Consider the following 23,086-nt stretch of genomic DNA (forward strand, 5'->3'; position numbering starts at 1 on the left):
AATAACGCCATGTCGATCACTCCATAGCCCCCGCTGAAAACACGCGGGGCAAGGTTCAAACATGGGTCACTTCTCGATGGAAATATTCGCTAATCCCGGGTCAGTTCCTGGCGGAAATCAACACCGCGTGGGCTCTACGAACTCCAAGAAGGCAAGCGCATTTCGATAATAGGTGAAATCAGAACTGTCAGGCTCGGCTCGGGCAAATAGCAAGCGACAATCGAACTCCAAAGATTCGATCTTAGAAAATGCTGCAAGTATCTCTGGCCGCAACGCTCGCTGTATCGCATCGCCAAGAACTTCCCAGTGGTCCCTGAGGTAGTATACCTGCAGTAGCGCGATTACCTCATCAACAAACGACATCGAATGCGCTTTTCTAATAAAGGCTCCGATGTCATTTTCCGACATCGGGCAGGGCGCAATGTTGTGCAATGGTAGCCACTGGCGAAAATCATCATCGTCTGCCACATATTTCTTCAGCAGCAAGAGGCGGGTGTTCATGCCGGTGAAATATGGAAAACGTGGATCAATTGATTCGAGCGCGGTAAAGTAGGGGAGCGAGAATTTTTGATGTTCGACGATTTGACTAATAGCTTCGAAGGCGGGATGGGATTCGATCTGTTCATCTTCCCGTGAAATCACATAGGCAAGTTTGCGTGCGAGATAATTTGATGCGCCCCAGCGGTCAGCAAACACCTGCAGCGCATTGAGCGCATCGTTGACGTCTGCTTGAGGGAGCGGCGCTAGGGACATGATCGAACCAATGACCTCAATGGCGTTTGCCGGCCAGCCATTGATGCGTCCGATAGCGAATTGAACCTCCCTCGGTGGCGAGATTGGATCTAGACCATGCCTCGCGAGCAAGTTTCGATATTTCCCGTTGAGATTGCTAAAGGGCATCGATCCTCGTTTCCCAAGGAGGATCTCAATGGCCAAAGCCAGATCGCCGGTCGACGCTTGAGCGCGAATTAGGTTAATCTCGCTAGCATCGAGTTTCTGCTTTCGGCGTGACACGATCCCACGGAGCGCATTGCGTGTCTCGGAGCATTTGACTTCGCCGATCCGGGAGTAGACAACCTGCGGATTCTGCATTCGGTCTGAAGGTCGCGGAAATGTAGACTTGGCCACTCAATTTCCTTCAAAAAATCGCGACGACTGTGAACGACTCTTTTTGAAGTGTGAAGTAGTTGTGTAAGCAGGGCGAGAGCACTTTGGCTAAATCACCATAAAAATATCCTGGTTTCGGCCGCTACAGCAGCTGCGCGCCCCGTTTAAGCTTCTGTTTCCATCAATCGGCTCCATTAGAACGTCATGCGGAGCTGGTGACCCATGATCTCCAATCACCAGATTACGCGAGAAGCAGGAGCGCCTGCTGTGAGCTCCTTTGCGGAGCCGTTTTGCATCCTACCGGCGCCCATTCATCCAAACCGTCTCTCGCTATGCAGGTCCTGTAAACATCTGGTGTCCACGGGCCGAACCTAACGAACCCCCAGCGAAAGGAACCGCCACGTCAAGAGGCTAGGTCTGCCCACCGCCTAACCTCGACATGGAACTGTGGGGAAGGATGTATTACGAGCAGGTATGCGGCGTTAGCGCATTGATTGCCAATGTCTATTTCAACGTCTCATAAGGGTGGAGAGTGGTCCTCGCGGTGTCGACAGCGAAGATGCCGCCGCCGACTGTGTCCGCTCCATCGATTTAGTTGATCGGAATCCAGAATTCGACCTGACCGAAACCGCTCTCAGAATCGAAACGCCGCCACTGCGCCGGAATACCCTCGTTGGTCTCGAAGGTGTAGCGGTCGCCAATGCGAGCAATTAGCAGGGATTGCGAGGGCCTTCTGGCTCAACGAGAAGGTTGTGATCCACCCTGATCGGCTCCAAAAGTTCTAGGTTTTCGAAATAACCTTGGGCGGGCACTTGCTCGGGCGTGAGGCCGAAGTGATCGCGGAAGGCCTCGTGGAAGCTGTAACTTGCGTCCAGTGCCACGATTAGAATGTCTGGTGCGCCGCCGAAATGCGCTCGCGCAGCCTCGCCCAAGGCCAAGGCCGCCCCCCAGCTCTCCCGGGGAGATCAACGTGCAGTACAAGACCGCCCGGGTGCTGCCCTGACGCCGGTTCACGCCACCCATCGACGCTTTGACCTCATCGGAGATCCTTAACGTTTGGCTCCGACCACGTACCTTCAATGACGTAGACCGATAACCAGGCTCATAATCGGCGATGACCTTGTCGACGGGGTTGCTCTGGTCGCGAATTTCCGCCTGCGATCTCGACAGTTCCTCAAGCCATTCGGTCAACTCGGCGCCCTACAGCTTCGATTCCTGCGCAACACCCATTTCCAGCCTGCTCCCTTTCGCTTGGGACAGGATAGACTAGCTCCCTTAGGAGATCTGGTGGCCTATGCTACCTGATGCCGCAATGTCGGTTACACGCGTGCGAGGTTTATGTTTAGCCTTATGTTTTTGGGTGATTTCCTAAAAAATGTCAATAAAATCAAAGACATATGGCGGAGGGAGTGGGATTCGAACCCACGGTGACATCACTGCCACGCCGGTTTTCAAGACCGGTGCCTTAAACCGCTCGGCCATCCCTCCGGTCGTCTGGTTGCGCACAACTCTCTCGTCCGCGAATTCTACCTTTCGCCGCAACCACTCGGGGCGTACAACCAGTTTGGGCTTTTATAGTCCCGCGGAACGCTTCGTCAATGTGCGTCACCGCCGCGGCTGGAATTGTTTGCATATAACAACGAAAGCTAGCTGAAATCGTCGCGGCACACGGCGTCCCCGGCTGACGCAAGCGTTCTGGTTGGCGTGATATGCCTGCCGGATCGGGACGACTGCGGCATGGGCTTCTAGGACCGCAGCAGCACGGGATGATCTCCCAAGGAGTGGTGTAGCTGGCTGGTTGGTCACCGGTGTTTTTCCGGTAGGGTCGGGTTGTTGATGACGTTGCCCCTTTGACTTGATCCGGATTGAAGTTCGTTCGGGCCCAAAGAGAGGACCAGAACATGAAACGCAGCCGCTTCTCGGATGAGCAGATCATCGGGATTTTGAAGGAACACGAGGCCGGGGTCTCGGTCGCGGATTTGTGCCGCAAGCATGGCGTGAGCGATGCCTCGATCTACAAATGGAAGGCCAAATTCGGTGGCATGGACGTGTCCGAGGCGAAGCGTCTGAAGCGCCTGGAGGATGAGAACACACGCCTGAAGCGGCTTCTCGCCGATGCCATGCTCGACACTGCGGCCCTGAAAGATCTGTTGGGAAAGAAGTGGTGACGCCCGCAGCCAGGCGGAACGCTGTCGCGCATCTGAAGGCTGCCTTCGGGATGAGCGAACGGCGGGCGTGTAAAGCCATCGGCTGTTGCCGCATGACGGTGCGCTACGAGACCACGCGGCCCGATGATCGCGCGCTTCGGGAGCGGATGCGGGAGATCGCGCGCGAGCGCCGGCGCTTCGGCTATCGACGTCTGCACGTCCTGCGCAAGCGCGAGGGCCATGTTGTGAACCACAAGAAGCTGTTCCGGCTTTACCGCGAAGAGAAGCTGGCGGTGCGTCGTCGTGGCGGGCGCAAGCGGGCGATCGGGACCAGGGCCCCCATGCTGGTGCCCTTGCAGCCGAACGAGCGCTGGTCGCTGGACTTCGTGTCCGATCAGCTCACCGACGGCCGGCGCTTCCGCATCCTGGCCGTGGTCGACGACTGCACGCGCGAGAGCCTGGCGCTGGTTGCCGACACATCGCTGTCGGGCCTGCGGGTGGCGCGCGAGTTGAACCGCCTCATCGCCGAACGCGGCAAGCCGAAGATGATCGTCAGCGACAACGGCAGCGAGTTCACCAGCAATGCCATCCTGGCCTGGGCCGATCAGGCGCGTCTCGAGTGGCACTACATCGCGCCGGGCAAGCCGATGCAAAACGGCTTCATCGAGAGCTTCAACGGCCGCCTGCGCGATGAGTTGCTCAACGAGACGCTGTTCTCCTCGCTGGCTCAGGCCCGCGCGGCGCTGAACATCTGGCGGACGGACTACAACGCCGCGCGCCCGCACTCACAGCTCGGCTGGCAGACGCCCGACGAGTTCGCACTGACCTTCCACACGCCTCGGGCCTTGGCGCTGCGCAATGCGAAAAGCTCCGCGCCAACGCCCGCCGCTTCACCCGCCCATCAGGGCAAAACCAACGCCGGAAACGAACTCAAAACTGGATAAAACCTGGGGGCAACGTCATTGAAGACCAACCTGATGGAAAGACCAGCGATGACCGACGACATGAAGAACCTGCGCTCGCTCGTTGAGAAGAGCGCCGACGCTGATTTGCTGCGCGCGATGATTGGCTTCGCCGCCGAGAAGTTGATGGCGCTGGAGGTCGGCACGAAGACGGACGCGGGCTACGGCGAGAAGAATGCCTTCGCCGTCCTTTTCAAGGCGATGAAGCTTCCACGCCGGCAGCGCCGTTTCCAACAGGAGCAGCGCGGCGTCCAATTGAGTCAAGGAGGGCAACCGATCATAGGGAAACGAGATAGTCCGCCCGGCACTTTCATGCGGAATTGCATAAGGGCTCGACCTCGGCGGAGGTGCCGCCGGTTCGGCGGCGGAGATGCAAGGTATTTGCAAGTTGCGGCGCTGGAACTCGTACACTGCGTCCGCAACGGTTACTTGACGGGCGTCGACTTTGCACGCTACGGCGTGCGTCTCGGCGGGGAAGCTGACAACGCGAAGGGTGCCGACGGATGGAAGTTTTCACGGCCGCGGGCTTCACGGCGTTGCTGCAGGTCATTGCCATCGATCTGGTGCTTGCCGGCGACAATGCCATCGTCATCGGCCTCGCCGCGGCGGGCCTGCCCGCCGATCAGCGCAAGAAGGCCATCCTGATCGGCGTCGCGGCCGCAACCATCCTGCGCATCATCTTTGCTGCCCTTACCATCCAGCTTCTGGAGATCCTGGGCCTGCTGCTGATGGGCGGCATCCTTCTCTTGTGGGTCTGCTGGAAGATGTGGCGGGAATTGCGCGTCTCGCATGCCGAACAGGCCGCCGCGCTCGAAGAAGTCGAGGGCTTAGCTGATGTTGCGACCAACGGACGACCACGCAAGACCTTGGCCCAGGCCGCTATCCAGATCGTCGTTGCCGACGTTTCGATGTCGCTGGACAACGTGCTTGCCGTTGCCGGGGCGGCTCGCGACCATTTCACCGTCCTCGTCATTGGCCTCATCCTTTCGGTTGCATTGATGGGCCTGGCGGCAAACTTCATCGCCAAGCTGCTCAACCGCTACCCGTGGATCGCCTATATCGGCCTGCTGATCATCTTCTACGTGGCACTGGACATGATCTATCGCGGCTACATGGACCTGTCGCCGTTTCTGCCAGACCCGCTCTGAGCCGGGATTTGCGACGGAATCGGTATTGCGGAACCGATTCCATTGCGGAAGAAACTGTGATATTGCGCCGCCAACTTGCGAGTCCGCATTGTCCATGAATGGGCCTGGGCGGGCTCCTTCATGTCTCTCAGCGCGCTTCTTCGACGACAGTTTCGGCTGCCGGGATACGTGCTCCAGAATCCGGAAGTCTGCCACATGTCCTCGCCTTGCGTCAGTTTCGTCAGCCTCGGATGCCCCAAAGCCCTTGTGGACTCCGAGCGCATCATCACCAGGCTTCGCGCCGAAGGCTATGAGATCTCGCGCAAGCATGATGGCGCCGACCTCGTCGTGGTCAACACCTGCGGCTTCCTCGATTCCGCCCGCGACGAATCTCTCGAGGCCATCGGCACCGCCCTCAAGGAAAACGGCAAGGTCATCGTTACCGGCTGTATGGGCGCAACGCCGGAACTGATCCGGGAAAAGCATCCCAACGTGCTCGCCATCACCGGCCCGCAGGCCTATGAGAGCGTCATGGCGGCGGTTCATGAGGCTGCACCTCCGGTACACGACCCCTTCGTCGACCTGCTGCCGCCGCAAGGCGTCAAGCTCACGCCCCGTCACTACGCCTATCTGAAGATTTCTGAGGGCTGCAACAACCGCTGCACCTTCTGCATCATCCCTGCCCTGCGCGGCGATCTCGTCTCGCGCCCGGCCGCCGACGTGCTTCGCGAAGCCGAAAAGCTCGCCAAGGCAGGCGTGAAGGAAATCCTCGTCATCTCGCAGGACACCAGCGCCTACGGCATCGACATCAAGTACGAAACCAGCATCTTCCAGGAGCGGGAGGTGCGGGCGAAATTCCTCGACCTGTCGAAGGAACTCGGCGAGATGGGCGTGTGGGTGCGCATGCACTATGTCTACCCCTACCCTCATGTCGCCGACGTGATCCCGCTGATGGCCGAGGGCAAGATCCTTCCCTATCTCGACATCCCCTTCCAGCACGCCTCTCCCCAGGTGCTGAAAAACATGCGCCGGCCCGCCCATGGCGAAAAGACGCTGGAGCGGATTCGTGGCTGGCGCGATGTCTGCCCGGACCTTGCCATCCGCTCGACCTTCATCGTCGGCTTCCCGGGAGAAACCGAGGAGGATTTCGAGATGCTGCTCGACTGGCTGGACGAAGCCAAGATCGACCGTGCCGGCTGCTTCAAATACGAGCCGGTAGGCGGCGCACGTTCCAACGATCTCGGCCTCGAGCAGGTGCCGGAAGAGGTGAAGGAAGCACGCTGGCACCGCTTCATGCAGCGGCAGCAGAAGATTTCGGCCGCGCAGTTGAAAAAGAAGGTCGGCAAGCGCCTGCCGGTCATCATCGACGAGAGCAACGGCCTTTCGGCGAAGGGCCGCACGAAATACGACGCGCCGGAGATCGACGGTTCGGTCCATATCCAGTCGCGCCGCCCCTTGCGCGCGGGCGACATCGTGACCGTCAAGATCGACCAGGCCGACGCCTACGATCTCTACGGCACCGCTGTCTGAACTGCCGGCTGGCGCCGCCCGACGGGCTTTGCTGAGCGCCAAAGCTCCGCGACACGACCAAACCACAAACAACAAAAAGGGCGCCCATGGGCGCCCTTTTCGTTTCTCGTATATGCAGCGTCTTACTGCGGCAGCTGATCGTCCACGCCCTTGACGTAGAAGTTCAGGCCCAGCAGCGTGCCGTTGTCGGCCACTTCGCCAGCCTTGAGCCACTCGGTGCCGTCCTGCTTGGTGATCGGGCCGGTGTAGGGGTTGAACTCGCCGGACTTGATCTTGGCGGTGGCTTCCTCGGCCGCCTGCTTCACGTCGTCGGGCATGTTGGTGAAGGGCGCCATGACGACGTTGCCTTCCTTCATGCCGTCCCACACGTCGTGCTGCTGCCAGGTCCCATCGATCACGGCCTTGACGCGCTTGACGTAGTACGGGCCCCAATCGTCGACGATCGCAGTGAGCTGGGTTTCCGGACCGAACTTGATCATGTCAGTGGCCTGGCCGAAGGCCTTGATGCCGCGCTCGGTGGCAACCTGCATCGGCGCGGTCGAGTCGGTGTGCTGGGTGATAATGTCGACGCCCTGGTCGATCAGCGCCTTGGCCGCATCGGCTTCCTTGCCGGCGTCATACCAGGTGTTGGCCCACACGACCTTGACCTTGAAGTCCGGATTGACCGACTGCGCTCCCAGCATGAAGGCATTGATGCCGAGCACGACTTCCGGGATCGGGAAGGATGCGATGTAGCCGGCAACGCCGGTCTTCGACATCTTGGCGGCGATGATGCCCTGGACGTAGCGGCCTTCATGGAACTTCGAGTTATAGGTCGCAACGTTCGGGTGCTCGCGCTTGTAGCCGGTGGCGTGCTCGAACTTCACGTCCGGGAACTTGCCGGCAACCTTGTTGGTCGCATCCATGAAGCCGAAGGAAGTCGCGAAAATGATGTTGCAACCCGACCGAGCGAAGCGCTCCAGAGCGCGCTCGGCGTCCGCACCTTCCGGCACGCTTTCCAGATAGGCGGTCTCAACCTGGTCGCCCAGTTCCTTCTCGACCTGCAGCAGACCCTGATGGTGCTGGTAGGAATAGCCGAAGTCACCGATCGGGCCGACATAGATCCAGCACGCCTTGACCTTGGCCTCGGCCGCCATCGTTCCGAACGACAGAACCGCCGCTGCCGTCGCAAGCGATAGAATGGTTTTCTTCATAGAGTTCATCCTCTTTTCAGGTTTGCCCGGGGGCAGGTGATCCCATTTTGTTGTCGTTCAGCGATCTGGCACAAACGGCCGCCCCAGTGAAGCCGGTGTGTTCACCATAGTCAGTCGCCTATTACGCGAGATTAGAACAAGTACGACGATGGTTGCCAGATAGGGAAGCGAAGAAAGCAATTGCGAGGGGACGCCTATCCCCAGCGCCTGCGCGTGGAGTTGGCCGATGGTGACGGCGCCGAACAGATAGGCGCCGGCCAGCACCCGCCACGGCCGCCACGAGGCGAACACCACCAGCGCCAGAGCGATCCAGCCGCGCCCGGCGGTCATATTCTCCACCCATTGCGGAGTATAGACGATGGAAAGATAGCCTCCGGCCAGGCCGGCGCAGGCGCCGCCGAACATCACCGCCAGATAGCGGATCAAGATGACGTTGATGCCGAGCGCATGCGCCGAGGCGTGGTTGTCGCCGACGGAGCGCAGCGTTAGGCCGGCCCGCGTGCGGAACAGGAAATAGGCCACGCCGGCCGTGAGAAGCAGCGAAAGGTAGAACACCGGGTCCTGGCCGAACAGGAATTTTCCGACCAGCGGCAGGTCGGTCAGGACCGGGATGTAGATGTTGCCGAGCTTGACGCCGGGAAGGCCGACGAAGCTCTCGCCGAGCATGCCCGACAGGCCGAGGCCAAGAAGCGTCAGCGCAAGTCCGGTGGCCACCTGGTTGGTGACGAGCGTCAGCGTCAGGAAGGCGAAGAGCAGCGAGAACAGCGCGCCGATCACGATTGCGGCCAGGAAACCTAGCCACGGCGAGCCGGTAGTCAGCGCCACGCCGAAGCCGGTGACGGCACCCATCACCATCATTCCTTCCACGCCGAGATTGAGCACGCCGGAGCGTTCCACCACCAACTCGCCGATCGAGGCGATCAGCAGCGGCGTCGCGGCCGTCGCGATGGTGATGAGGATTGCTTCAAGCATTCCCATGGGCAACCTCCGCCTTGCGCGGCGCCACACCGACGAAGCGGATGCGGTAGTGGATTAGGGTATCGGCACCGAGCACGAAGAACAGCAGCAAGCCCTGGAAAGCGCGTACGACTTTGTCCGACACGCCGATGGAGATCTGTGCGGCTTCGCCGCCGAGATAGGAAAGGGCCAGGATAAGCCCTGCCGCGACGATGCCGAGCGGGTTGAGCCGGCCCAGAAACGCCACGATGATCGCGGTGAAGCCGTAGCCGGGCGAGATCGTGGGGCGTAGCTGGCCGATCGCACCGGAAACTTCCGAGATGCCGGCAAGCCCGGCCAGTGCGCCGGACACGATGAAAGCGAAAAACACCATCTTCGATGACGAGAAGCCGGCGAAGCGCCCTGCCCGCGGGCTCTGCCCCAGGACCTGCACCTCGAAGCCGCGCAGCGTGCGCGTCAGCATGAACCAGACCACGACCGCCGCGACCAGCGCGAAGATGAAGCCCCAGTGCGCCCTGCCCGATGCCGACCAGATCTCCGGCAGGATCGCATAGTCATGGAAATTCCGGGTTTCCGGGAAATTCATGCCTTGCGGGTTCCGCCAGGGTCCCCGGACCATCCAGTCGAGGAACAGCTGCGCGACATAGACCAGCATCAGGCTGGTCAGGATCTCGTTGGTGTTGAAGCGGGTCTTCAGGAAGGCCGGGACAGAGGCATAGGCAGCACCTCCCACCATACCCATGATGAGCATCAGCGGCAGAACGATCCACGACTGGAAATCCGGTAACATGACCGGCAGGATCGAACCGGCAACGGCACCCATGATGAACTGCCCTTCGGCGCCGATGTTCCAGTTGTTGGACAGGAAGCAGACCGACAAGCCCACCGCTATCAGGATCAGCGGCGCTGCTTTGACGGCCAGCTCATGCAGCGACCAGACCTCACGCAGCGGATCGACAAAATAGTAGTAAAGCGCATCGACCGGGTTCTTGCCGAGCAGCGAGAACATGATTGCTCCGGCAATCAGCGTCAGCGCGAGCGCGATGAATGGCGAAAGAACGCCGAACAGCGCCGAGCGCTGAGGACGTTTGACGAGTTCGATACGCATCAAGCGACCTCCACGGCATGTTCGGCGTGACCGGGCTCGGCACCGCCCATCAGCAGGCCGATCTTCTCCAGCGTCGCTTCGGCAATTGGCAGCGGCTTCGAAAGTTCACCGTTGTGCATGACCGCGATGGCATCGGAAATCTCGAACAGCTCATCGAGGTCCTGGCTGATGACGAGAACGGCCGACCCGTTGCGGGCGAGTTCGATCAGCGCCTGGCGGATGCGCGCGGCCGCGCCCGCATCCACGCCCCATGTCGGCTGGTTGACCACCAGAACGGCCGGTTGGCGGTCGAGCTCGCGGCCGATGATGAATTTCTGCAGGTTGCCGCCCGAAAGCGAGGCGGCCTCCGGATCAGCCGCGCTCTTGCGCACATCCATGGCCGCGATGATGCGCTGCGCGGCCGCGTAAATAGCTGTGTTGCGAACCAGGCCCGCCTTGCCGAGAAAAGCCCTTTTGTCGGTCGCGTGTCGCGACAGCAGCAGGTTTTCCGACAGCTTCATGCGCGGGGCGGCTCCATGGCCCAGGCGCTCCTCAGGCACGAAGGCGGCTCCCAACAGCCGGCGTCCGGTAATTGAGAGGCTTCCGGCTTTCTGGCCACGGATGTGCACGGCACCGGCTTCCGGCTGCAAAACCTCGCCGGAGACTGCCTCGAAGAACTCGCCCTGCCCGTTGCCGGCGACACCGGCGACGCCGATGACCTCCCCGGCCCTGACCGTGAGGTTGATGTTACGCAGCGGGATCGAGAACGGTGTCGCAGGTTTGCGCGACAGGTTGCGAACTTCCAGAAGGGCAGCAGACTTGTCGATGCCCTCGGCGGGGGGGCGAACCACGGCCTGCACCTCGCTGCCCACCATCATGCGGGCAAGCGACGCCGCCGTCTCCTTGCGCGGATCGCAATGGCCGACCACCTTGCCGTGACGCAGCACGGTGGCGCGGTCGCACATGCGTTTGACCTCCTCCAGCCGGTGCGAAATGTAGAGGATCGACTTGCCCTCGGAGCGCAGGCGCTCGAGCGTCTCGAACAGCTTGTCAGCCTCCTGCGGCGTCAACACCGCGGTTGGCTCGTCGAGAATGATCAGGTCGGGGGTCTGGAGCAGACAGCGGATGATCTCGATGCGCTGGCGCTCGCCGACCGAGAGGTCGCCGACCAGGGCGTAGGGATCGAGCGGCAGGCCATAGCTATAGGCAAGAGCCTTGGCCTTGGCTGCGATGGTCGAAATCGGAGCTTCGTCGTCGAGCGACAGGGCGATGTTCTCGGCCGCTGTTAGCGCATCGAATAACGAAAAATGCTGAAAAACCATGCCGATGCCGAGCTTGCGCGCGGCGTGCGGATTGGCAATGCGCACCGGCTGGCCGTTCCAGCGGATTTCGCCGGCATTCGGCTCCAGCGTGCCGAACAACATCTTGACGAGGGTGGACTTGCCGGCACCGTTTTCGCCCAGCAGGGCGTGGATCTCTCCCTTGCCGATGACAAGATCGATGCTGTCGCAGGCTTTCAGCGTACCGAAAACCTTCGTCAAGCCGCGCACCTCAAGAAGGTTCGCGGCGGCCGTATTGAGGATGGTCGTCACTAGGTCCCCATCGATTTTTATATGTTCCCCCGATTAGCCTATGTGCGACCGGTTCACAACGCAAACCGTTGGGGGATTTGAAAGACCTTCAAGATTTTCAGGGAACAAGAATGGTTGCGCCTGTCGTTCGCCGCGATTCGAGATCCCGATGGGCGTCGGCGACGTCCTTCAGCGCGTAACGCTGGTTGATCTTGATGTCGACGGCGCCCTTGGCAACCACATCGAACAAAGCCGAGGCGGAGGCTTCGAGGTCTTCGCGGGTCGCGGTGTAGGTGAACAGCGTGGGGCGCGTGGCATAGAGCGAGCCCTTTTGCGACAGAAGCGCCATGTTGAACGGCGGGATGGGCCCCGACGACTGGCCGAAGCTGACGAACATCCCGCGGGGGCGCAGGCAGTCGAGCGATCCGGGGAAGGTGTCCTTGCCGACGGAATCGTAAACCACCTCGCAGAGCCTGCCGCCGGTCAACTCCTTCACCTGCGCGACGAAATCCTGTTCGCGGTAGTCGATGACATGGTCGTAGCCGTGAGCCTTTGCCAGCGCCACCTTTTCGGCGGAGCTGGCCGTCCCGATGACCGTGGCCCCGAGATGCTTGGCCCATTGACCGAGAATAAGGCCCACTCCGCCAGCTGCGGCGTGGCAAAGAATCGTGTCGCCCGGCTGCACCCTGTAGGTGCGGCGCAGGAGGTATTCGGCGGTCATGCCTTTCAGCATCATGGCCGCCGCCTGCTCGTCGCTGATACCTTGCGGTATCTTCACCAGGCGATCGGCCGGGACGATGCGTTCGTCGCTATAGGCACCAAGCGCCGTCACATAGGCAACGCGGTCGCCCTTGCTCAGCCAGTCCACGCCCTCTCCGAGTTCGACGACAACGCCTGCAGCCTCGCTGCCGGGTATCAAGGGCAGGCCTGCCGGCGCAGGATAAAGCCCGCTGCGGTAGTATGTGTCGAGAAAGTTCAGGCCGATCGCGGTGTGACGGACCAGCGCCTGTCCGGGACCTGGCCGACCGACGTCCACATCCTCGTAGGTCAGGACCTCCGGGCCGCCATGGGCATGAATGCGAACGGCTTTGGACATGATCAGAGTTTCCTGTCGCCGAATTTGGGGAAAAACTGCATGACGCCGCCGATGAAGAATAGGTAGATGCCGGTGACCGCAATGCCGATCTTCACGATCTCGCTGGCGTCCATGGCCTGCAACAGCGCAATCGCACCGAAGGCGCACCAGGCGAGGAAGACCGCGAGGTTTATTTCACGCAGCCGCTTCACCCGCACCGGATGCAGGAAATACATCGGCACGAAGGTCATGATCGCTGCAACCGCAATGACCGCAAACGATGTCAGTTCTCCCGGCTGGATGACAAATAGCGTGAAGACGATCATGTTCCAGACCACAGGGAAACCCTTGAAGAAGTTCTCCTTCGTCTTCATACCGGTGTCGGCATAGTAGATCGCGCTCGAGACCACGATGAGCGCCGCCGAGAGGAAGGACAGCCCATCGCCCATGAAGCCGCGCTGGTAGAGCGCGAAGGCGGGGATGAGGACATAGGTGACATAGTCGATGATGTTGTCGAGCATCTCGCCCGACCATGTCGGCAGAATGTCCTTGACCTCCAGCTTGCGGGCAATCGGCCCGTCGATGCCGTCGACGAACAACGCCAGACCCAGCCACCAGAACATGGCCGTCCAGCGCTGTTCGCTTGCTGCCACCAGCGACAGGAAGGCGAGGAACGAGCCTGAGGCCGTGAGTAGGTGGACGGAAAAGGCCTTCGCTTGCGGCCAGGTTACTTTTTTTGATTTCACGGGCCGCGCCAGTCCAGTTTGCAGATTTCGGCCGAACGGCCAGCGAAATTCCAGTTCCGGCCGAAGGCGCGCATCCTGCTCTTGTCGGACTTGGCCACGATGATCTCAGGTGCGATCCAGTATTCGGAATTGGTGATGACGGTGTCGCCCGACCTGTCCTTGCCTTGGATCGGCGTGATCGCGCCGTCAATGATCTTCGGTATCTGGAACACGCGGGTCCTGTCATGCGTCTCGTAGCTGATAGGCACCTGCTCCACGCCGAGGAACTTTCCTACCAGGATCGACAGCAGCGACGTGGTGCCGCCCGCCTTGCCGGTAAATATCTTGGTGAAGGCCTTGGCCGCGTAGATCGACGCACGCTCATCGATGAACAAGCCTGCTGTCCAATTGCCCCGGCTCATATAGCCGGGAATTTCCATGATCAACCCGAGATTAAGGCCGGACAGGTCGACATCGCCGTAATGTGCTGCATCGACGCGGAAGCCGGCCCAGGTCTGGCAGTAGCCTTCAGTCGGCGGATGGTTCCCCAACGACAGAACGCACGGACAAAAAACCGTGCAGTTACAGGAGAGCACAAGCTCTCCCTTCATTGCCCAGCTCTGTTCGGCCATGGAATGCCCCCCTTCCCGGTCAGGCTGAACTTACTAGAAGCGCGACAGCCCACACAAGCAGTATCGCACCCGCGAGCCGCGTTGAGAAACGCTTTGTTCCTTGTTTTTCGACGAGCGTAAACAGCGCGATTAGCGCCATCCAGAACAAATTCATGATGCCGACGGCAAACATCACCAGCATCAGGGCCCAGCAGCAGCCAAGGCACCACAGCCCCTGCTCGATACCCAGCCGAAAAATGCGCCATGGCTTCGGGCTCCAACGCCCGAACAGAATCGAGAACGGGTTGCGGCAGTTGTTCAGGCAGGCGTCCTTCAGCCCGCTGAACTGGTAAAGGCCGGCCAAGCCGAGAGCGAGAGCGCCAGCAAGTCCTTCGACCGGCGCAGTCTGGATGCCGGCGGCAAACAGATGGATGAGCAGCGTCAGTGCGGCGAAGAGAGCCGAAGCGACCAGCCACGTGGTGAGATACCCCGCCACAAGAACCAGCGGATGCACGACGGGCTCGCGCTTCCGGCACGCCGTATCGGCAATCTCGCAGTATGTCCGGATCATTGGCGCTGCCGAAGGCAACATCATCGCGATCGACATCAAGAACCACATCAGGGTGAGTGCAGCAAAGGCTCCTGATGCAAGGCTCCCGGGCGGTGCGGGGCTCAGGCAGAGGGCAAAGAACCGATCCAGAAAGACCGGCATGGGCACTTGCGGCAGCATTCGCAAGAGTTCATCGCCCGGCGCATCTCCGCCGGGGCCGCGCAAATCGGCACCGCGCGCAGCCATCAGGGCCAGCATCACCCACGACAACATGATGCCGGCGCCCAGAACGGCGTAGACGATCGGGCGCGGATGCTGTCCGACGTACCCTGCCGCGCGACCTGTCGGGTCGAGGTGATCGAAGCCTTCCGGATTGATAGCCATGAACCGCCGATGGGCTGAATCGCCACGTTGATCAATATGATAGGGCTATCCTATATGAGAAGCACAGCTGGATTTGCATCCAGTATTCGGAATGCATGAGGTTTTGCCTTGGGTCGCGATGGAACAGCCGGAATCCTGGTCGCGGGGACTGGCCCCGCAGGACTGATCGCCGCATTGGCGATGGCCAAAGCGGGTTTTTCCGTCGACCTCGTCGGGCCTGCGGTAAACGGCAATGATCGCCGCACCACGGCGCTCATGGTCCCTGCCCTGAAGTATCTGGACTCGCTTGGTGTCCTGGCTGCGCTCGAGCCCGATGGCGCGCCGCTGCGCGCCATGCGCATCGTCGACGCGACAAACCGGCTGATCCGCAGTCCGATCGTCACCTTCCATGCCGGTGAAATCGGCGAGCCCTATTTCGGGCTGAACATCCCCAATCGCTACCTGAATGAAGCGCTCGAGAGCGCCGTTTCTGCCCATCCCGCCATCGTCTGGCACCAGACCCTCGTCGAGCGCTGGCATCCGGAACCAAGCCGCGTCCACGCGCTGCTGGCCGACGGGACCGAAATCGTCGCCGCACTTGCCGTGGCCGCCGACGGGCGCTCATCGCCGGCTCGCGAAGCGGCGGAGATTTCGACCACCACGCACCCCTATCCGCAAGCAGCTCTGGTCCTCAATTTCGCCCATAGCCGCGAGCATGGCTTCACTTCGACCGAGTTCCACACCGAAACCGGGCCTTTTACCCAGGTGCCGCTGCCGGGAAACCGCTCGAGCCTGGTATGGGTGGTCAGGCCGGAGACGGCCGACGAACTTGCCGCGCTGGATGATGAAACGCTGTCGATCCGTGCCGAAGAGCGCATGCAGTCCATGCTCGGCCGGGTCACGGTGGAGCCGGGCAGGCAAATCTATCCGCTGTCGGCGATACTTCCGAGAAGCTTTGCGCAGAACCGTATCGCGCTCGTGGGCGAGGCTGCCCATGTCTTTCCGCCCATTGGCGCCCAGGGTCTCAATCTTGGCATCAGGGACGTCCAGCAACTGGTTGACGTTGCGATTGCCAACCGTACAGACCCAGGTGCGCCCTCGGCCCTGTCGGCCTATGACCGGCAGCGCCGGCCGGACATTCTGGCACGCAGCGGCGCGGTCGGGTTGCTGAACCAGTCGCTCCTGTCCAACCTGCTCCCTGCTCAAATGCTACGTAGCCTCGGCCTGAGCATGCTTGGAGGCTTTGCGCCGCTTCGCGCCTTCTTCATGCGCGAGGGCCTGAAGCCCGGCAGCGGCTTTTCAGCGTTCGGCAACCTGTTCACGGCCGGTCTTCCCCCGCGTACCGGCGCCAGCTGAGCGAAGGATACGGAAGATCCGGTCGGCAACCACACCGGAATCGCGCCGAATTTACCCGGAATGGTCTCGTTCACGCATTGTTTCCGGGCGCGCGGGGCAAGGCGGCATTGAATTGTGCGCAAGCGTACGCCAATATCGAAGGCTGATCGCAGCCGTGAAAAGGCTTGATCAATCAATAAGAAGCAGCTCCTCCTTCACTGGAAGCAGGAGAAACCGGATTTGACGTGATTGATATGAAAACGGCAAAATTTGCGATCGGCCAAGTTGTAAGGCACCGCCTGTTTCCGTTTCGGGGTGTTGTCTTCGACGTCGATCCGCAATTCAGCAACACCGAGGAGTGGTACGAGGCTATTCCCGCAGAGGTTCGGCCGAGCAAGGACCAGCCCTTCTACCACTTGCTGGCGGAAAACGACGAGACGGAATACATCGCCTATGTGTCGGAGCAGAACCTGCTTGCCGATCAGTCCGGGGAGCCGATGCGGCATCCGCAGTTGAGCGAACTGTTCACTCTGACTCCCGACGGCCACTATGCGCTGAAGCGCCAGGCGCGGCACTGAACCTCCGGACGCTTCCAGGGCGCAAAAGAAAAGCGGGGCCAAAACCCCGCTTTCTTTGTTTGGATCGATCCGACGGTCAGTTGGCCGTCTTCGCCTTGTCCTGCTCTTCCTTGAGCTTCTTGGCGAAGTCCTCGTTGTTCTTGCTGACGAACTCCTGCAGCTTCTTCTGCCGCTCCTCGAGGTCCGACTGCTGCATGGCCGGGCCGTCGAACACGCCGGTGAAGCCCTGCAGCGAAACCTTGACCGGGTTCTGCTGGTTCTGGAAGTTCACGGAGGTCAGCGTGAGCTCCGAGCCCTTCTTGAACGAGGCGATGAGCTGATCGGTCATCGGTGCTTCTGCGACACAGCGATCCGGGAAGCAGATCACATAGTCCAGCTTCTGCGCCTTGCCGCCATCGATCTGCAGGCCGATGCCGGGAGGAACGAGGCGACCGGTGGGAACCGTGACCTGGAAGACCTTGCGGTTGACCTTGCCCTTGAGCTCGATCAGGCTGATGCCCGTAACCAGCTGGCCGGATGCAGCCGTCGAGATGTTCTGCACGTTGCAGATGTCGACATCTTCCTGCTTCGAGCAGGCCTTGAACCAGCCTTGCGGAATTTGCTGCGCTGCAGCCGGCGCAAGACCAGCGGCGAGCATGCCGACCACGCCTGCGGCCATGACCGAAAGACGGGCAGTGTCGGTTTTCAGGCTCGTCATCTATCTCAATCCTCTCAAATGATCCCCGGGACCGGCTGGCAGTACCGTCACCAACGCTACCTGTTGCGCAATTGAGGCGACAGCATGACTTTTGACGGCTGTTACACCGCGCCGCGTTGCGAATCCAGCCCCGTTTGCTGCGATAATGTACGTGAGTCCCAACTAAACCCACAATAGTGCCGCCATGATAGGTTCAAACCCGAATCATCGGAATATTTTCGCCAAGGGCACGCCGTTTATGCGTCGTATATTTCTTTCTCTCTGCACCGTCGGAGCTATCCTGTCGGCCGGTGCCGCGGCTCGCGCAGAGCCTGTGCATTCGATCGCCATGCAGGGCGAACCGGCGTTGAAAGACGGCCTTCGCAACTTCCCCTATGTGAACCCCGATGCGCCGAAGGGCGGCAGCGTCACCTATTGCGTGGTCGGCAGCTTCGACAACCTCAACCCGTTCATCCTCAAGAGCCTGCGCACCACCGCGCGCGGCATTATCGACACCATGTACGGCAATCTGGTGTTCGAACCGCTCATGCAGCGCAGCGCCGACGAGCCTTTCTCGCTTTACGGCTTGCTTGCAGAATCGCTCGACATCACACCCGATCGCAAGAGCGTGGAGTTCAATCTCAATCCGAACGCGAAATGGTCGGACGGCGCGCCGGTGACCGCCGACGACGTGCTGTTCACCTATGAGGTCTACACAGAGAAGGGCCGCCCACCCTACAGCGACCGCATGAAGAAGATCGCCAAGATCGAGAAGACCGGCGAGCGAAGTGTCCGCTTCACCTTCAACGAGCTGGCAGACCGTGAATTTCCGCTGATCATCGCGATGACCCCGATCATCCCGAAGCATGCCTTCGACAAGACGACCTTCGACCAGACCACGCTGAAGCCGCTTATCGGCAGCGGACCCTACCGGATAGCCAAGGTTGTGCCGGGACAACGGATCGTATTCGAACGCAATCCCGACTACTGGGCGAAGGACCTGCCCACCAAGCGCGGTTTCGACAATTTCGACCGCGTCACCATCGAGTATTTCCTCAACGCCAATTCCCAATTCGAGGCCTTCAAGAAAGGGCTCTGCGCGGTCTATGAGGAAACCGACCCGGTGAAGCGAGAGCGCAACCTCGACTTTCCCGCCGCACGCGACGGCAAAGTCGTGACCGAGGTGTTCGAGAACGGCCTTCCGCCTGTCGTCACCGGCTTCCTCTTCAATTCGCGCCTGCCGAAATTCGCAGACGTGCGCGTGCGGCGGGCGCTCGCCCTGCTTTATGACTTCGAATGGGCCAACAAGAACCTGTTCAACGGGCAGTTCAAGCACACGGCAAGCTACTGGCAGAACTCGGAACTGTCCGCTCTCGGTCGGCCAGCCAGCGCGGCTGAACGCGCCTTGCTTGCCCCCTTCCCCGACAAGGTGCTGCCGTCGGTGATGGACGGCACCTACCGTCCGCCCGAAACCGACGGCTCCGGTAACGACCGCACCGAGCTCAAGGCAGCGCTCGATCTCCTGAAAAGCGCAGGCTACCGAATCGAGGACGGCCAGCTCGTCAATCCGCAAGGCGAACCTTTCAGCTTCGAGATTCTGACCGCTTCGCAGAGCGAGGAAAGGCTCGCGGCCCTCTACCAGCGAACGCTGGCGAAGATCGGCATCACCGTCACCATCCGGGCGCTGGAAGCCGACCAGATCCAGATGCGCAAGCAGCGCTTCGACTTCGACGTGCTGATAGGCTCCACCGGCTTCCTCGGCACGTTGTCGCCCGGCACCGAGCTGATCGGCCGTTGGGGATCGGAATCGGCGAATGCCGAAGGCTCGTTCAACCTCGCAGGTGCTGCCGATCCGGCGATCGATGCGATGATCGATGCGATGCTCAACGCACGCGACAAGGACGCTTACGTGGCCGCGGTCCGTGCGCTCGACCGGCTGCTGATTTCGAGCGCCTATATGGTGCCCATGCATTTCGACAACCGGCAGTACGTTTCCTCCTGGAATTACCTGGCGCACCCAGCCAAAACGCCGGTGTTCGGCTATCAACTTCCGACATGGTGGCACAAGCCGGACTGACCGGCAGAAAGGATCAGCCCATGAGCACCTCTCAGCAATCGCTGACCATCGACGTGGTGTCGGACGTTGTCTGCCCCTGGTGCTTCATCGGCCAGAAGCGCCTCGACAAGGCGGTTGCCGCGGTGCCTGAGGTCGATGTCGAGATCCACTGGCGCCCGTTCCAACTCGATCCGACCATTCCGCCTGAAGGCAGGGACCGCAAGCAGTACATGCTAGCGAAGTTCGGCAGCGAGGAGCGCCTGCGCGAGATTCACGCCAAGATAGAACAATTGGGCCTGGCCGAAGGCATCGACTTCGATTTTGCTGCCATCACCGTCTCGCCCAACACGCTCGACGCGCACCGGGTGCTGCGCTGGGCTGCAGCCAACGGCTCCGAGGTGCAAGGTAGGCTCGCTCGTAAGCTGTTTAAACTCTATTTCGAGGAAGGCAGGAACCTCGGCGACCACGCCGTGCTGGTCGAGGCCGCGCGCGAAGCAGGGATGGATGCGCCGGTGGTGGAAGCCATGCTTGCCACCGACGCCGATCGCGATGCCGTTGCGAACGAGGCGGCAACCGCATCTCGCATGGGCATTTCGGGCGTTCCCTGCTTCCTGTTCGAGGGCAAGTATGCGGTGATGGGCGCCCAGGACACCGACACGCTGGCCGATGCCATCCGCCAGATTGCGGCGGCAAAGGCCCGCGGCGAGCTGGATTCTGCGCGTTAGGCCCTCTTTCTTTGTCTTTGCAATTTCGGCCGCACACTCTCGGCCGAGTAGGTGCCGTCGTCAGACCGCTTCGACTAGCAGATCCAGATCCGCCACGCCGGTCACGCGTACGCGCGCGCCAACAGGAAGGTCGGGCCCCGAGACATTCCACATCGTGTCGCCGAGCTTGATGCGACCGCGCCCTTCGCGGATCGGCTCGGTCAGGGTCGCGGTGCGCCCTATCAGTTGCTCGCCGCGTCGGTTGAGAAGCGGCTGATCGCTCGTCTCGCCGGCTTCGTTCATGATCTTGCGGCCGGCATAGGGACTGATTAGCGACAGGACCAGAAAGACCAGCACCTGCACCTGCCATACCCAGAGCCCGACGTCCCAAATCGCAAGCGAAAGGGCGCCGGTGATCAGCGCGGCGATGCCGATCCAGAGCAGGAACACCCCCGGCAGCAGAAGCTCCAACACCAACAGCACGAAGCCGAGCACCATCCAGTTCCAGGGGCCGAGTTCGATAACGATGTGCTCAATCATGTGGCTTCCGCCCGATAGCGCCGAAGGTCATTCTTTGTCGGGGGCCCGCACGACGGGCGTGCGCGCCGACTGGCGCGGCGCAGGCACATTGCCCTCGCTCCCAAACACCTCCCTGGCGATGGCGCCGACGCCACCCAGGGAGCCTATGAGCGACGACGCCTCGAAAGGCATCAGGACGATCTTGTTGTTGCTGGACGAACCGATCTTGGCCAGTGCTTCAGTGTATTTCTGAGCAACGAAATAGTTGATGGCCTGCACGTCGCCCTGGGCGATCGCTTCCGACACCACCTGGGTGGCACGGGCCTCCGCCTCGGCCGAACGCTCGCGCGCCTCGGCGTCGCGGAACGCGGCCTCCTTGCGGCCTTCCGCCTGCAGAACCTGCGCCTGCTTCAAACCCTCGGCCTCGAGAATCTGCGCACGCTTGTTGCGCTCGGCCATCATCTGGCGCGCCATCGAATCGACCAGGTTGGCCGGCGGGTTGATATCCTTGATCTCGACGCGCGTGATCTTGATGCCCCAGGGATGCGCCGCCTGGTCGACGACACGTAGCAGCCGTTCGTTGATCGCATCGCGATTGGATAACAACTCGTCCAGGTCCATCGACCCCATGACCGTTCGGATGTTGGTCATGGTCAGGTTGAGGATGGCGTTCTGCAGCCCCGACACCTGATAAGCCGCCTGCGCCGCATTGAGCACCTGATAGAACGCAATCCCGTCGACACCGACGATCGCGTTGTCGCGGGTGATCACCTCCTGCGTCGGCACATCAAGCACCTGCTCCATCATATTCATCTTGGCACCAATGCGGTCGATGAAGGGAACTATGAGGTTCAGGCCCGGAGCCAGCGTCCGCGTGTAGCGGCCGAAACGCTCTACGGTGTGGTTGTAGCCTTGCGGCACCGTCTTGATGCCCGCAAACAGGAAAAGCAGGACAAGGACGACAAGTATCGGGATCAAGATGTCGGAACCCGTGAACGGCATGCGGCTCTCCCTCTCATGTGCGGCGCTTTCGCCGCACAACACTTAAAGTCGATTCATGACGGTTACAATCGCGCGGGAGGTGTGCCCGAAAACCTCGTCCGCAAGTACGAACGAGACCGCGCGGTCTGTCTAAGTCTCGGCTGACTTAAGCCCAGCCCGACAATTCGCGGCGCACCAGTGCCTCGATGACGGCCATGCCGTCCGCACTGTCATTGAGACAAGGGATATGCGCGAAGTTCTTGCCGCCAGCATGGTGGAATATCTCGGCGGCCTCGCCCGCGATTTCCTCGAGCGTTTCGATGCAATCCGCCGAGAAGCCGGGATTGACCACGGCGATCGACTTAACGCCTTCGCGGGCAAGCTTTTCCACCGTCTTGTCGGTGTAGGGCTGCAGCCACTCCTGCGCGCCGAATCGCGACTGGAAGCAGGTGATCAGCTTCTTGTCGTTCCAGCCCAGCCTCTCACGCAGCAGGCGGGTCGTTTCCAGGCAATGGGCCTGGTAGGGATCACCTCGATCCGAATAGGGCTTGGGAATACCGTGATAAGAGGCGATCACAACTTCCGGCTCGAAGTCGAGCGTGGCGAGGTGGCTGGTGATCGAGTTTGCCAATGCCTCGATATAGACCGGCTCGTCATAATAGGCCGGCACCGTACGAACCGCCGGCATGGCCCTGATCTTCATCAAGGCGCGGAACAGCTGGTCGCTCGCGGTCGCCGTGGTTGTGGCGGAGAACTGGGGATAGAGCGGGAACATCACGATGCGGTCGCAGCCTTGCTCCATGAGGCGCTGCACCGCACTCGCGGTAGAGGGACTGCCGTAGCGCATGCCCCAGTCGACCACCACATTCGGCGTGTCGGTCAGAAGTGTGGCGAGCTTTTCCGCCTGCGCGCGCGTGTAGGTGCGCAGTGGTGATTCGTTGCGTTCCTCGTTCCAGATGGACTTGTAGTTGGCGCCGGACTTCTTCGGCCGCGTCGTCAGCACCAGCCCATAGAGGATCGGATACCAGATGACGCGCGACAACTCGATGACGCGCGGGTCCGACAGAAATTCCCGCAGATAGCGCCACATGGGCGCAAAATCGGTTCCGTCCGGCGTGCCGAGATTGAGCAGCATGACCCCGACCTTGCCGCTCCGCGGTGCGGCTTGAATGCCCGACAGGGCCGGGCCCGCAATCGTTTCGGCCTTGGTGTTGTCGATTGTCATGTTCATC

The 23,086-nt window shown here is 61.0% G+C and carries 21 protein-coding genes, 1 tRNA gene and 1 pseudogene; 9 read left to right on the forward strand and 14 right to left on the reverse strand.

The features are described from left to right. Positions 1-117: 117 nt before the first annotated feature. Positions 118-1,128, reverse strand: coding sequence for a hypothetical protein (locus ABLE85_RS04205; RefSeq protein ID WP_348791463.1), 1,011 nt, complete (start codon positions 1,126-1,128; stop codon positions 118-120). Between the two features lie 1,377 nt (positions 1,129-2,505). Then, positions 2,506-2,595: transfer RNA gene (locus ABLE85_RS04210), tRNA-Ser, on the reverse strand. Between the two features lie 413 nt (positions 2,596-3,008). Between ABLE85_RS04210 and ABLE85_RS04215 the strand changes: the two genes are divergently transcribed. The 4 genes and pseudogenes from ABLE85_RS04215 to rimO all read left to right on the forward strand — a co-directional run bounded on the left by ABLE85_RS04215 (position 3,009) and on the right by rimO (position 6,873). Further along, positions 3,009-4,198 (forward strand): IS3 family transposase gene (locus ABLE85_RS04215; protein ID WP_348791464.1). Its coding sequence is split into 2 segments (ribosomal slippage): positions 3,009-3,258 and positions 3,258-4,198, totalling 1,191 coding nucleotides; the frame shifts between segments, so codons are not numbered across the junction. Positions 4,199-4,246: 48 nt separating this feature from the next. Beyond that, positions 4,247-4,396: pseudogene (locus tag ABLE85_RS04220) on the forward strand (IS256 family transposase); the annotation flags it as partial. 323 nt (positions 4,397-4,719) lie between these two features. Further along, the gene (locus tag ABLE85_RS04225) at positions 4,720-5,364 is read left to right on the forward strand and encodes a TerC family protein (protein WP_348791465.1); all 645 of its coding nucleotides are present in this window, start codon (positions 4,720-4,722) and stop codon (positions 5,362-5,364) included. Between the two features lie 195 nt (positions 5,365-5,559). Further along, positions 5,560-6,873: a 30S ribosomal protein S12 methylthiotransferase RimO gene (gene rimO / locus ABLE85_RS04230; RefSeq protein WP_348791466.1), complete on the forward strand. Its 1,314-nt coding sequence runs from the start codon at positions 5,560-5,562 to the stop codon at positions 6,871-6,873. A gap of 122 nt (positions 6,874-6,995) precedes the next feature. On the opposite strand, the gene ABLE85_RS04235 is transcribed toward rimO, so the two are convergent. The 8 genes from ABLE85_RS04235 to ABLE85_RS04270 all read right to left on the reverse strand — a co-directional run bounded on the left by ABLE85_RS04235 (position 6,996) and on the right by ABLE85_RS04270 (position 14,804). Further along, positions 6,996-8,066: a BMP family ABC transporter substrate-binding protein gene (locus ABLE85_RS04235; RefSeq protein ID WP_348791467.1), complete on the reverse strand. Its 1,071-nt coding sequence runs from the start codon at positions 8,064-8,066 to the stop codon at positions 6,996-6,998. A 57-nt stretch (positions 8,067-8,123) separates the two neighbouring features. Further along, a complete protein-coding gene (locus ABLE85_RS04240; protein ID WP_348791468.1) occupies positions 8,124-9,044 on the reverse strand; it encodes an ABC transporter permease in 921 nt (306 codons plus the stop codon). Further along, a complete protein-coding gene (locus ABLE85_RS04245) occupies positions 9,031-10,131 on the reverse strand; it encodes an ABC transporter permease (RefSeq protein ID WP_348791469.1) in 1,101 nt (366 codons plus the stop codon). The genes ABLE85_RS04240 and ABLE85_RS04245 overlap by 14 nt, the downstream gene beginning before the upstream one ends. After that, entirely contained in the window at positions 10,131-11,702 is a 1,572-nt protein-coding gene (locus ABLE85_RS04250; RefSeq protein WP_348791470.1) for an ABC transporter ATP-binding protein, read from the reverse strand. The genes ABLE85_RS04245 and ABLE85_RS04250 overlap by 1 nt, the downstream gene beginning before the upstream one ends. A gap of 97 nt (positions 11,703-11,799) precedes the next feature. Further along, the gene (locus ABLE85_RS04255) at positions 11,800-12,777 is read right to left on the reverse strand and encodes a quinone oxidoreductase (protein ID WP_348791471.1); all 978 of its coding nucleotides are present in this window, start codon (positions 12,775-12,777) and stop codon (positions 11,800-11,802) included. 2 nt (positions 12,778-12,779) lie between these two features. Then, the gene (gene pcsA / locus ABLE85_RS04260) at positions 12,780-13,502 is read right to left on the reverse strand and encodes a phosphatidylcholine synthase (protein WP_348791472.1); all 723 of its coding nucleotides are present in this window, start codon (positions 13,500-13,502) and stop codon (positions 12,780-12,782) included. Then, positions 13,499-14,113 carry a DUF1326 domain-containing protein gene (locus tag ABLE85_RS04265; RefSeq protein ID WP_348791473.1) on the reverse strand — a complete coding sequence of 205 codons (615 nt, stop codon included), beginning with the start codon at positions 14,111-14,113 and terminating at the stop codon, positions 13,499-13,501. The genes pcsA and ABLE85_RS04265 overlap by 4 nt, the downstream gene beginning before the upstream one ends. 19 nt (positions 14,114-14,132) lie before the next feature. Further along, on the reverse strand, positions 14,133-14,804 hold the full coding sequence (locus ABLE85_RS04270) for a DUF2182 domain-containing protein (protein ID WP_348791474.1): 672 nt from the start codon (positions 14,802-14,804) through the stop codon (positions 14,133-14,135). A 6-nt stretch (positions 14,805-14,810) separates the two neighbouring features. On the opposite strand from ABLE85_RS04270, the gene ABLE85_RS04275 reads away from it, so the two are divergent. The 3 genes from ABLE85_RS04275 (at position 14,811) to hspQ (ending at position 16,918) form a co-directional block, all read left to right on the forward strand. Next, positions 14,811-15,044, forward strand: coding sequence for a hypothetical protein (locus tag ABLE85_RS04275; protein WP_348791475.1), 234 nt, complete (start codon positions 14,811-14,813; stop codon positions 15,042-15,044). 90 nt (positions 15,045-15,134) lie between these two features. Beyond that, complete coding sequence (locus tag ABLE85_RS04280; protein ID WP_348791476.1) at positions 15,135-16,361, forward strand: UbiH/UbiF family hydroxylase; 1,227 nt, start codon at positions 15,135-15,137, stop codon at positions 16,359-16,361. A 233-nt stretch (positions 16,362-16,594) separates the two neighbouring features. Then, a complete protein-coding gene (hspQ, locus tag ABLE85_RS04285) occupies positions 16,595-16,918 on the forward strand; it encodes a heat shock protein HspQ (RefSeq protein WP_348792099.1) in 324 nt (107 codons plus the stop codon). A 76-nt stretch (positions 16,919-16,994) separates the two neighbouring features. On the opposite strand, the gene ABLE85_RS04290 is transcribed toward hspQ, so the two are convergent. Continuing rightward, the gene (locus ABLE85_RS04290; RefSeq protein ID WP_348791477.1) at positions 16,995-17,615 is read right to left on the reverse strand and encodes an invasion associated locus B family protein; all 621 of its coding nucleotides are present in this window, start codon (positions 17,613-17,615) and stop codon (positions 16,995-16,997) included. A gap of 238 nt (positions 17,616-17,853) precedes the next feature. Between ABLE85_RS04290 and ABLE85_RS04295 the strand changes: the two genes are divergently transcribed. Continuing rightward, positions 17,854-19,671, forward strand: coding sequence for an extracellular solute-binding protein (locus ABLE85_RS04295; protein ID WP_348791478.1), 1,818 nt, complete (start codon positions 17,854-17,856; stop codon positions 19,669-19,671). 20 nt (positions 19,672-19,691) lie between these two features. Continuing rightward, positions 19,692-20,375, forward strand: a complete 684-nt coding sequence (locus ABLE85_RS04300) for a DsbA family protein (protein ID WP_348791479.1) — start codon at positions 19,692-19,694, stop codon at positions 20,373-20,375. 60 nt (positions 20,376-20,435) lie between these two features. Here ABLE85_RS04300 and ABLE85_RS04305 read toward each other — a convergent pair whose 3' ends face one another. From ABLE85_RS04305 to hemH, 3 genes are all read right to left on the reverse strand, one after another. Beyond that, complete coding sequence (locus ABLE85_RS04305; RefSeq protein ID WP_348791480.1) at positions 20,436-20,894, reverse strand: NfeD family protein; 459 nt, start codon at positions 20,892-20,894, stop codon at positions 20,436-20,438. A gap of 27 nt (positions 20,895-20,921) precedes the next feature. Further along, positions 20,922-21,875, reverse strand: coding sequence for an SPFH domain-containing protein (locus tag ABLE85_RS04310; RefSeq protein ID WP_348791481.1), 954 nt, complete (start codon positions 21,873-21,875; stop codon positions 20,922-20,924). A 145-nt stretch (positions 21,876-22,020) separates the two neighbouring features. Then, a complete protein-coding gene (gene hemH / locus ABLE85_RS04315) occupies positions 22,021-23,085 on the reverse strand; it encodes a ferrochelatase (protein WP_348791482.1) in 1,065 nt (354 codons plus the stop codon). Between the last annotated feature and the right edge of the window lies 1 nt (position 23,086).

This window comes from Mesorhizobium sp. KR1-2 (assembly GCF_040045035.1).
Lineage (GTDB): Bacteria > Pseudomonadota > Alphaproteobacteria > Rhizobiales > Rhizobiaceae > Pseudaminobacter.

Coding starts and splice junctions, on each gene's coding strand:
- ABLE85_RS04225 (WP_348791465.1), top strand. CDS start 4,720: ATGGAAGTTTTCACGGCCGCGGGCTTCACGGCGTTGCTGCAGGTCATT.
- rimO (WP_348791466.1), top strand. CDS start 5,560: ATGTCCTCGCCTTGCGTCAGTTTCGTCAGCCTCGGATGCCCCAAAGCC.
- ABLE85_RS04235 (WP_348791467.1), bottom strand. CDS start 8,066: ATGAAGAAAACCATTCTATCGCTTGCGACGGCAGCGGCGGTTCTGTCG.
- ABLE85_RS04240 (WP_348791468.1), bottom strand. CDS start 9,044: ATGGGAATGCTTGAAGCAATCCTCATCACCATCGCGACGGCCGCGACG.
- ABLE85_RS04245 (WP_348791469.1), bottom strand. CDS start 10,131: ATGCGTATCGAACTCGTCAAACGTCCTCAGCGCTCGGCGCTGTTCGGC.
- ABLE85_RS04255 (WP_348791471.1), bottom strand. CDS start 12,777: ATGTCCAAAGCCGTTCGCATTCATGCCCATGGCGGCCCGGAGGTCCTG.
- ABLE85_RS04265 (WP_348791473.1), bottom strand. CDS start 14,113: ATGGCCGAACAGAGCTGGGCAATGAAGGGAGAGCTTGTGCTCTCCTGT.
- ABLE85_RS04270 (WP_348791474.1), bottom strand. CDS start 14,804: ATGCCGGTCTTTCTGGATCGGTTCTTTGCCCTCTGCCTGAGCCCCGCA.
- hspQ (WP_348792099.1), top strand. CDS start 16,595: ATGAAAACGGCAAAATTTGCGATCGGCCAAGTTGTAAGGCACCGCCTG.
- ABLE85_RS04290 (WP_348791477.1), bottom strand. CDS start 17,615: ATGACGAGCCTGAAAACCGACACTGCCCGTCTTTCGGTCATGGCCGCA.
- ABLE85_RS04295 (WP_348791478.1), top strand. CDS start 17,854: ATGCGTCGTATATTTCTTTCTCTCTGCACCGTCGGAGCTATCCTGTCG.
- ABLE85_RS04300 (WP_348791479.1), top strand. CDS start 19,692: ATGAGCACCTCTCAGCAATCGCTGACCATCGACGTGGTGTCGGACGTT.
- ABLE85_RS04305 (WP_348791480.1), bottom strand. CDS start 20,894: ATGATTGAGCACATCGTTATCGAACTCGGCCCCTGGAACTGGATGGTG.
- ABLE85_RS04310 (WP_348791481.1), bottom strand. CDS start 21,875: ATGCCGTTCACGGGTTCCGACATCTTGATCCCGATACTTGTCGTCCTT.
- hemH (WP_348791482.1), bottom strand. CDS start 23,085: ATGAACATGACAATCGACAACACCAAGGCCGAAACGATTGCGGGCCCG.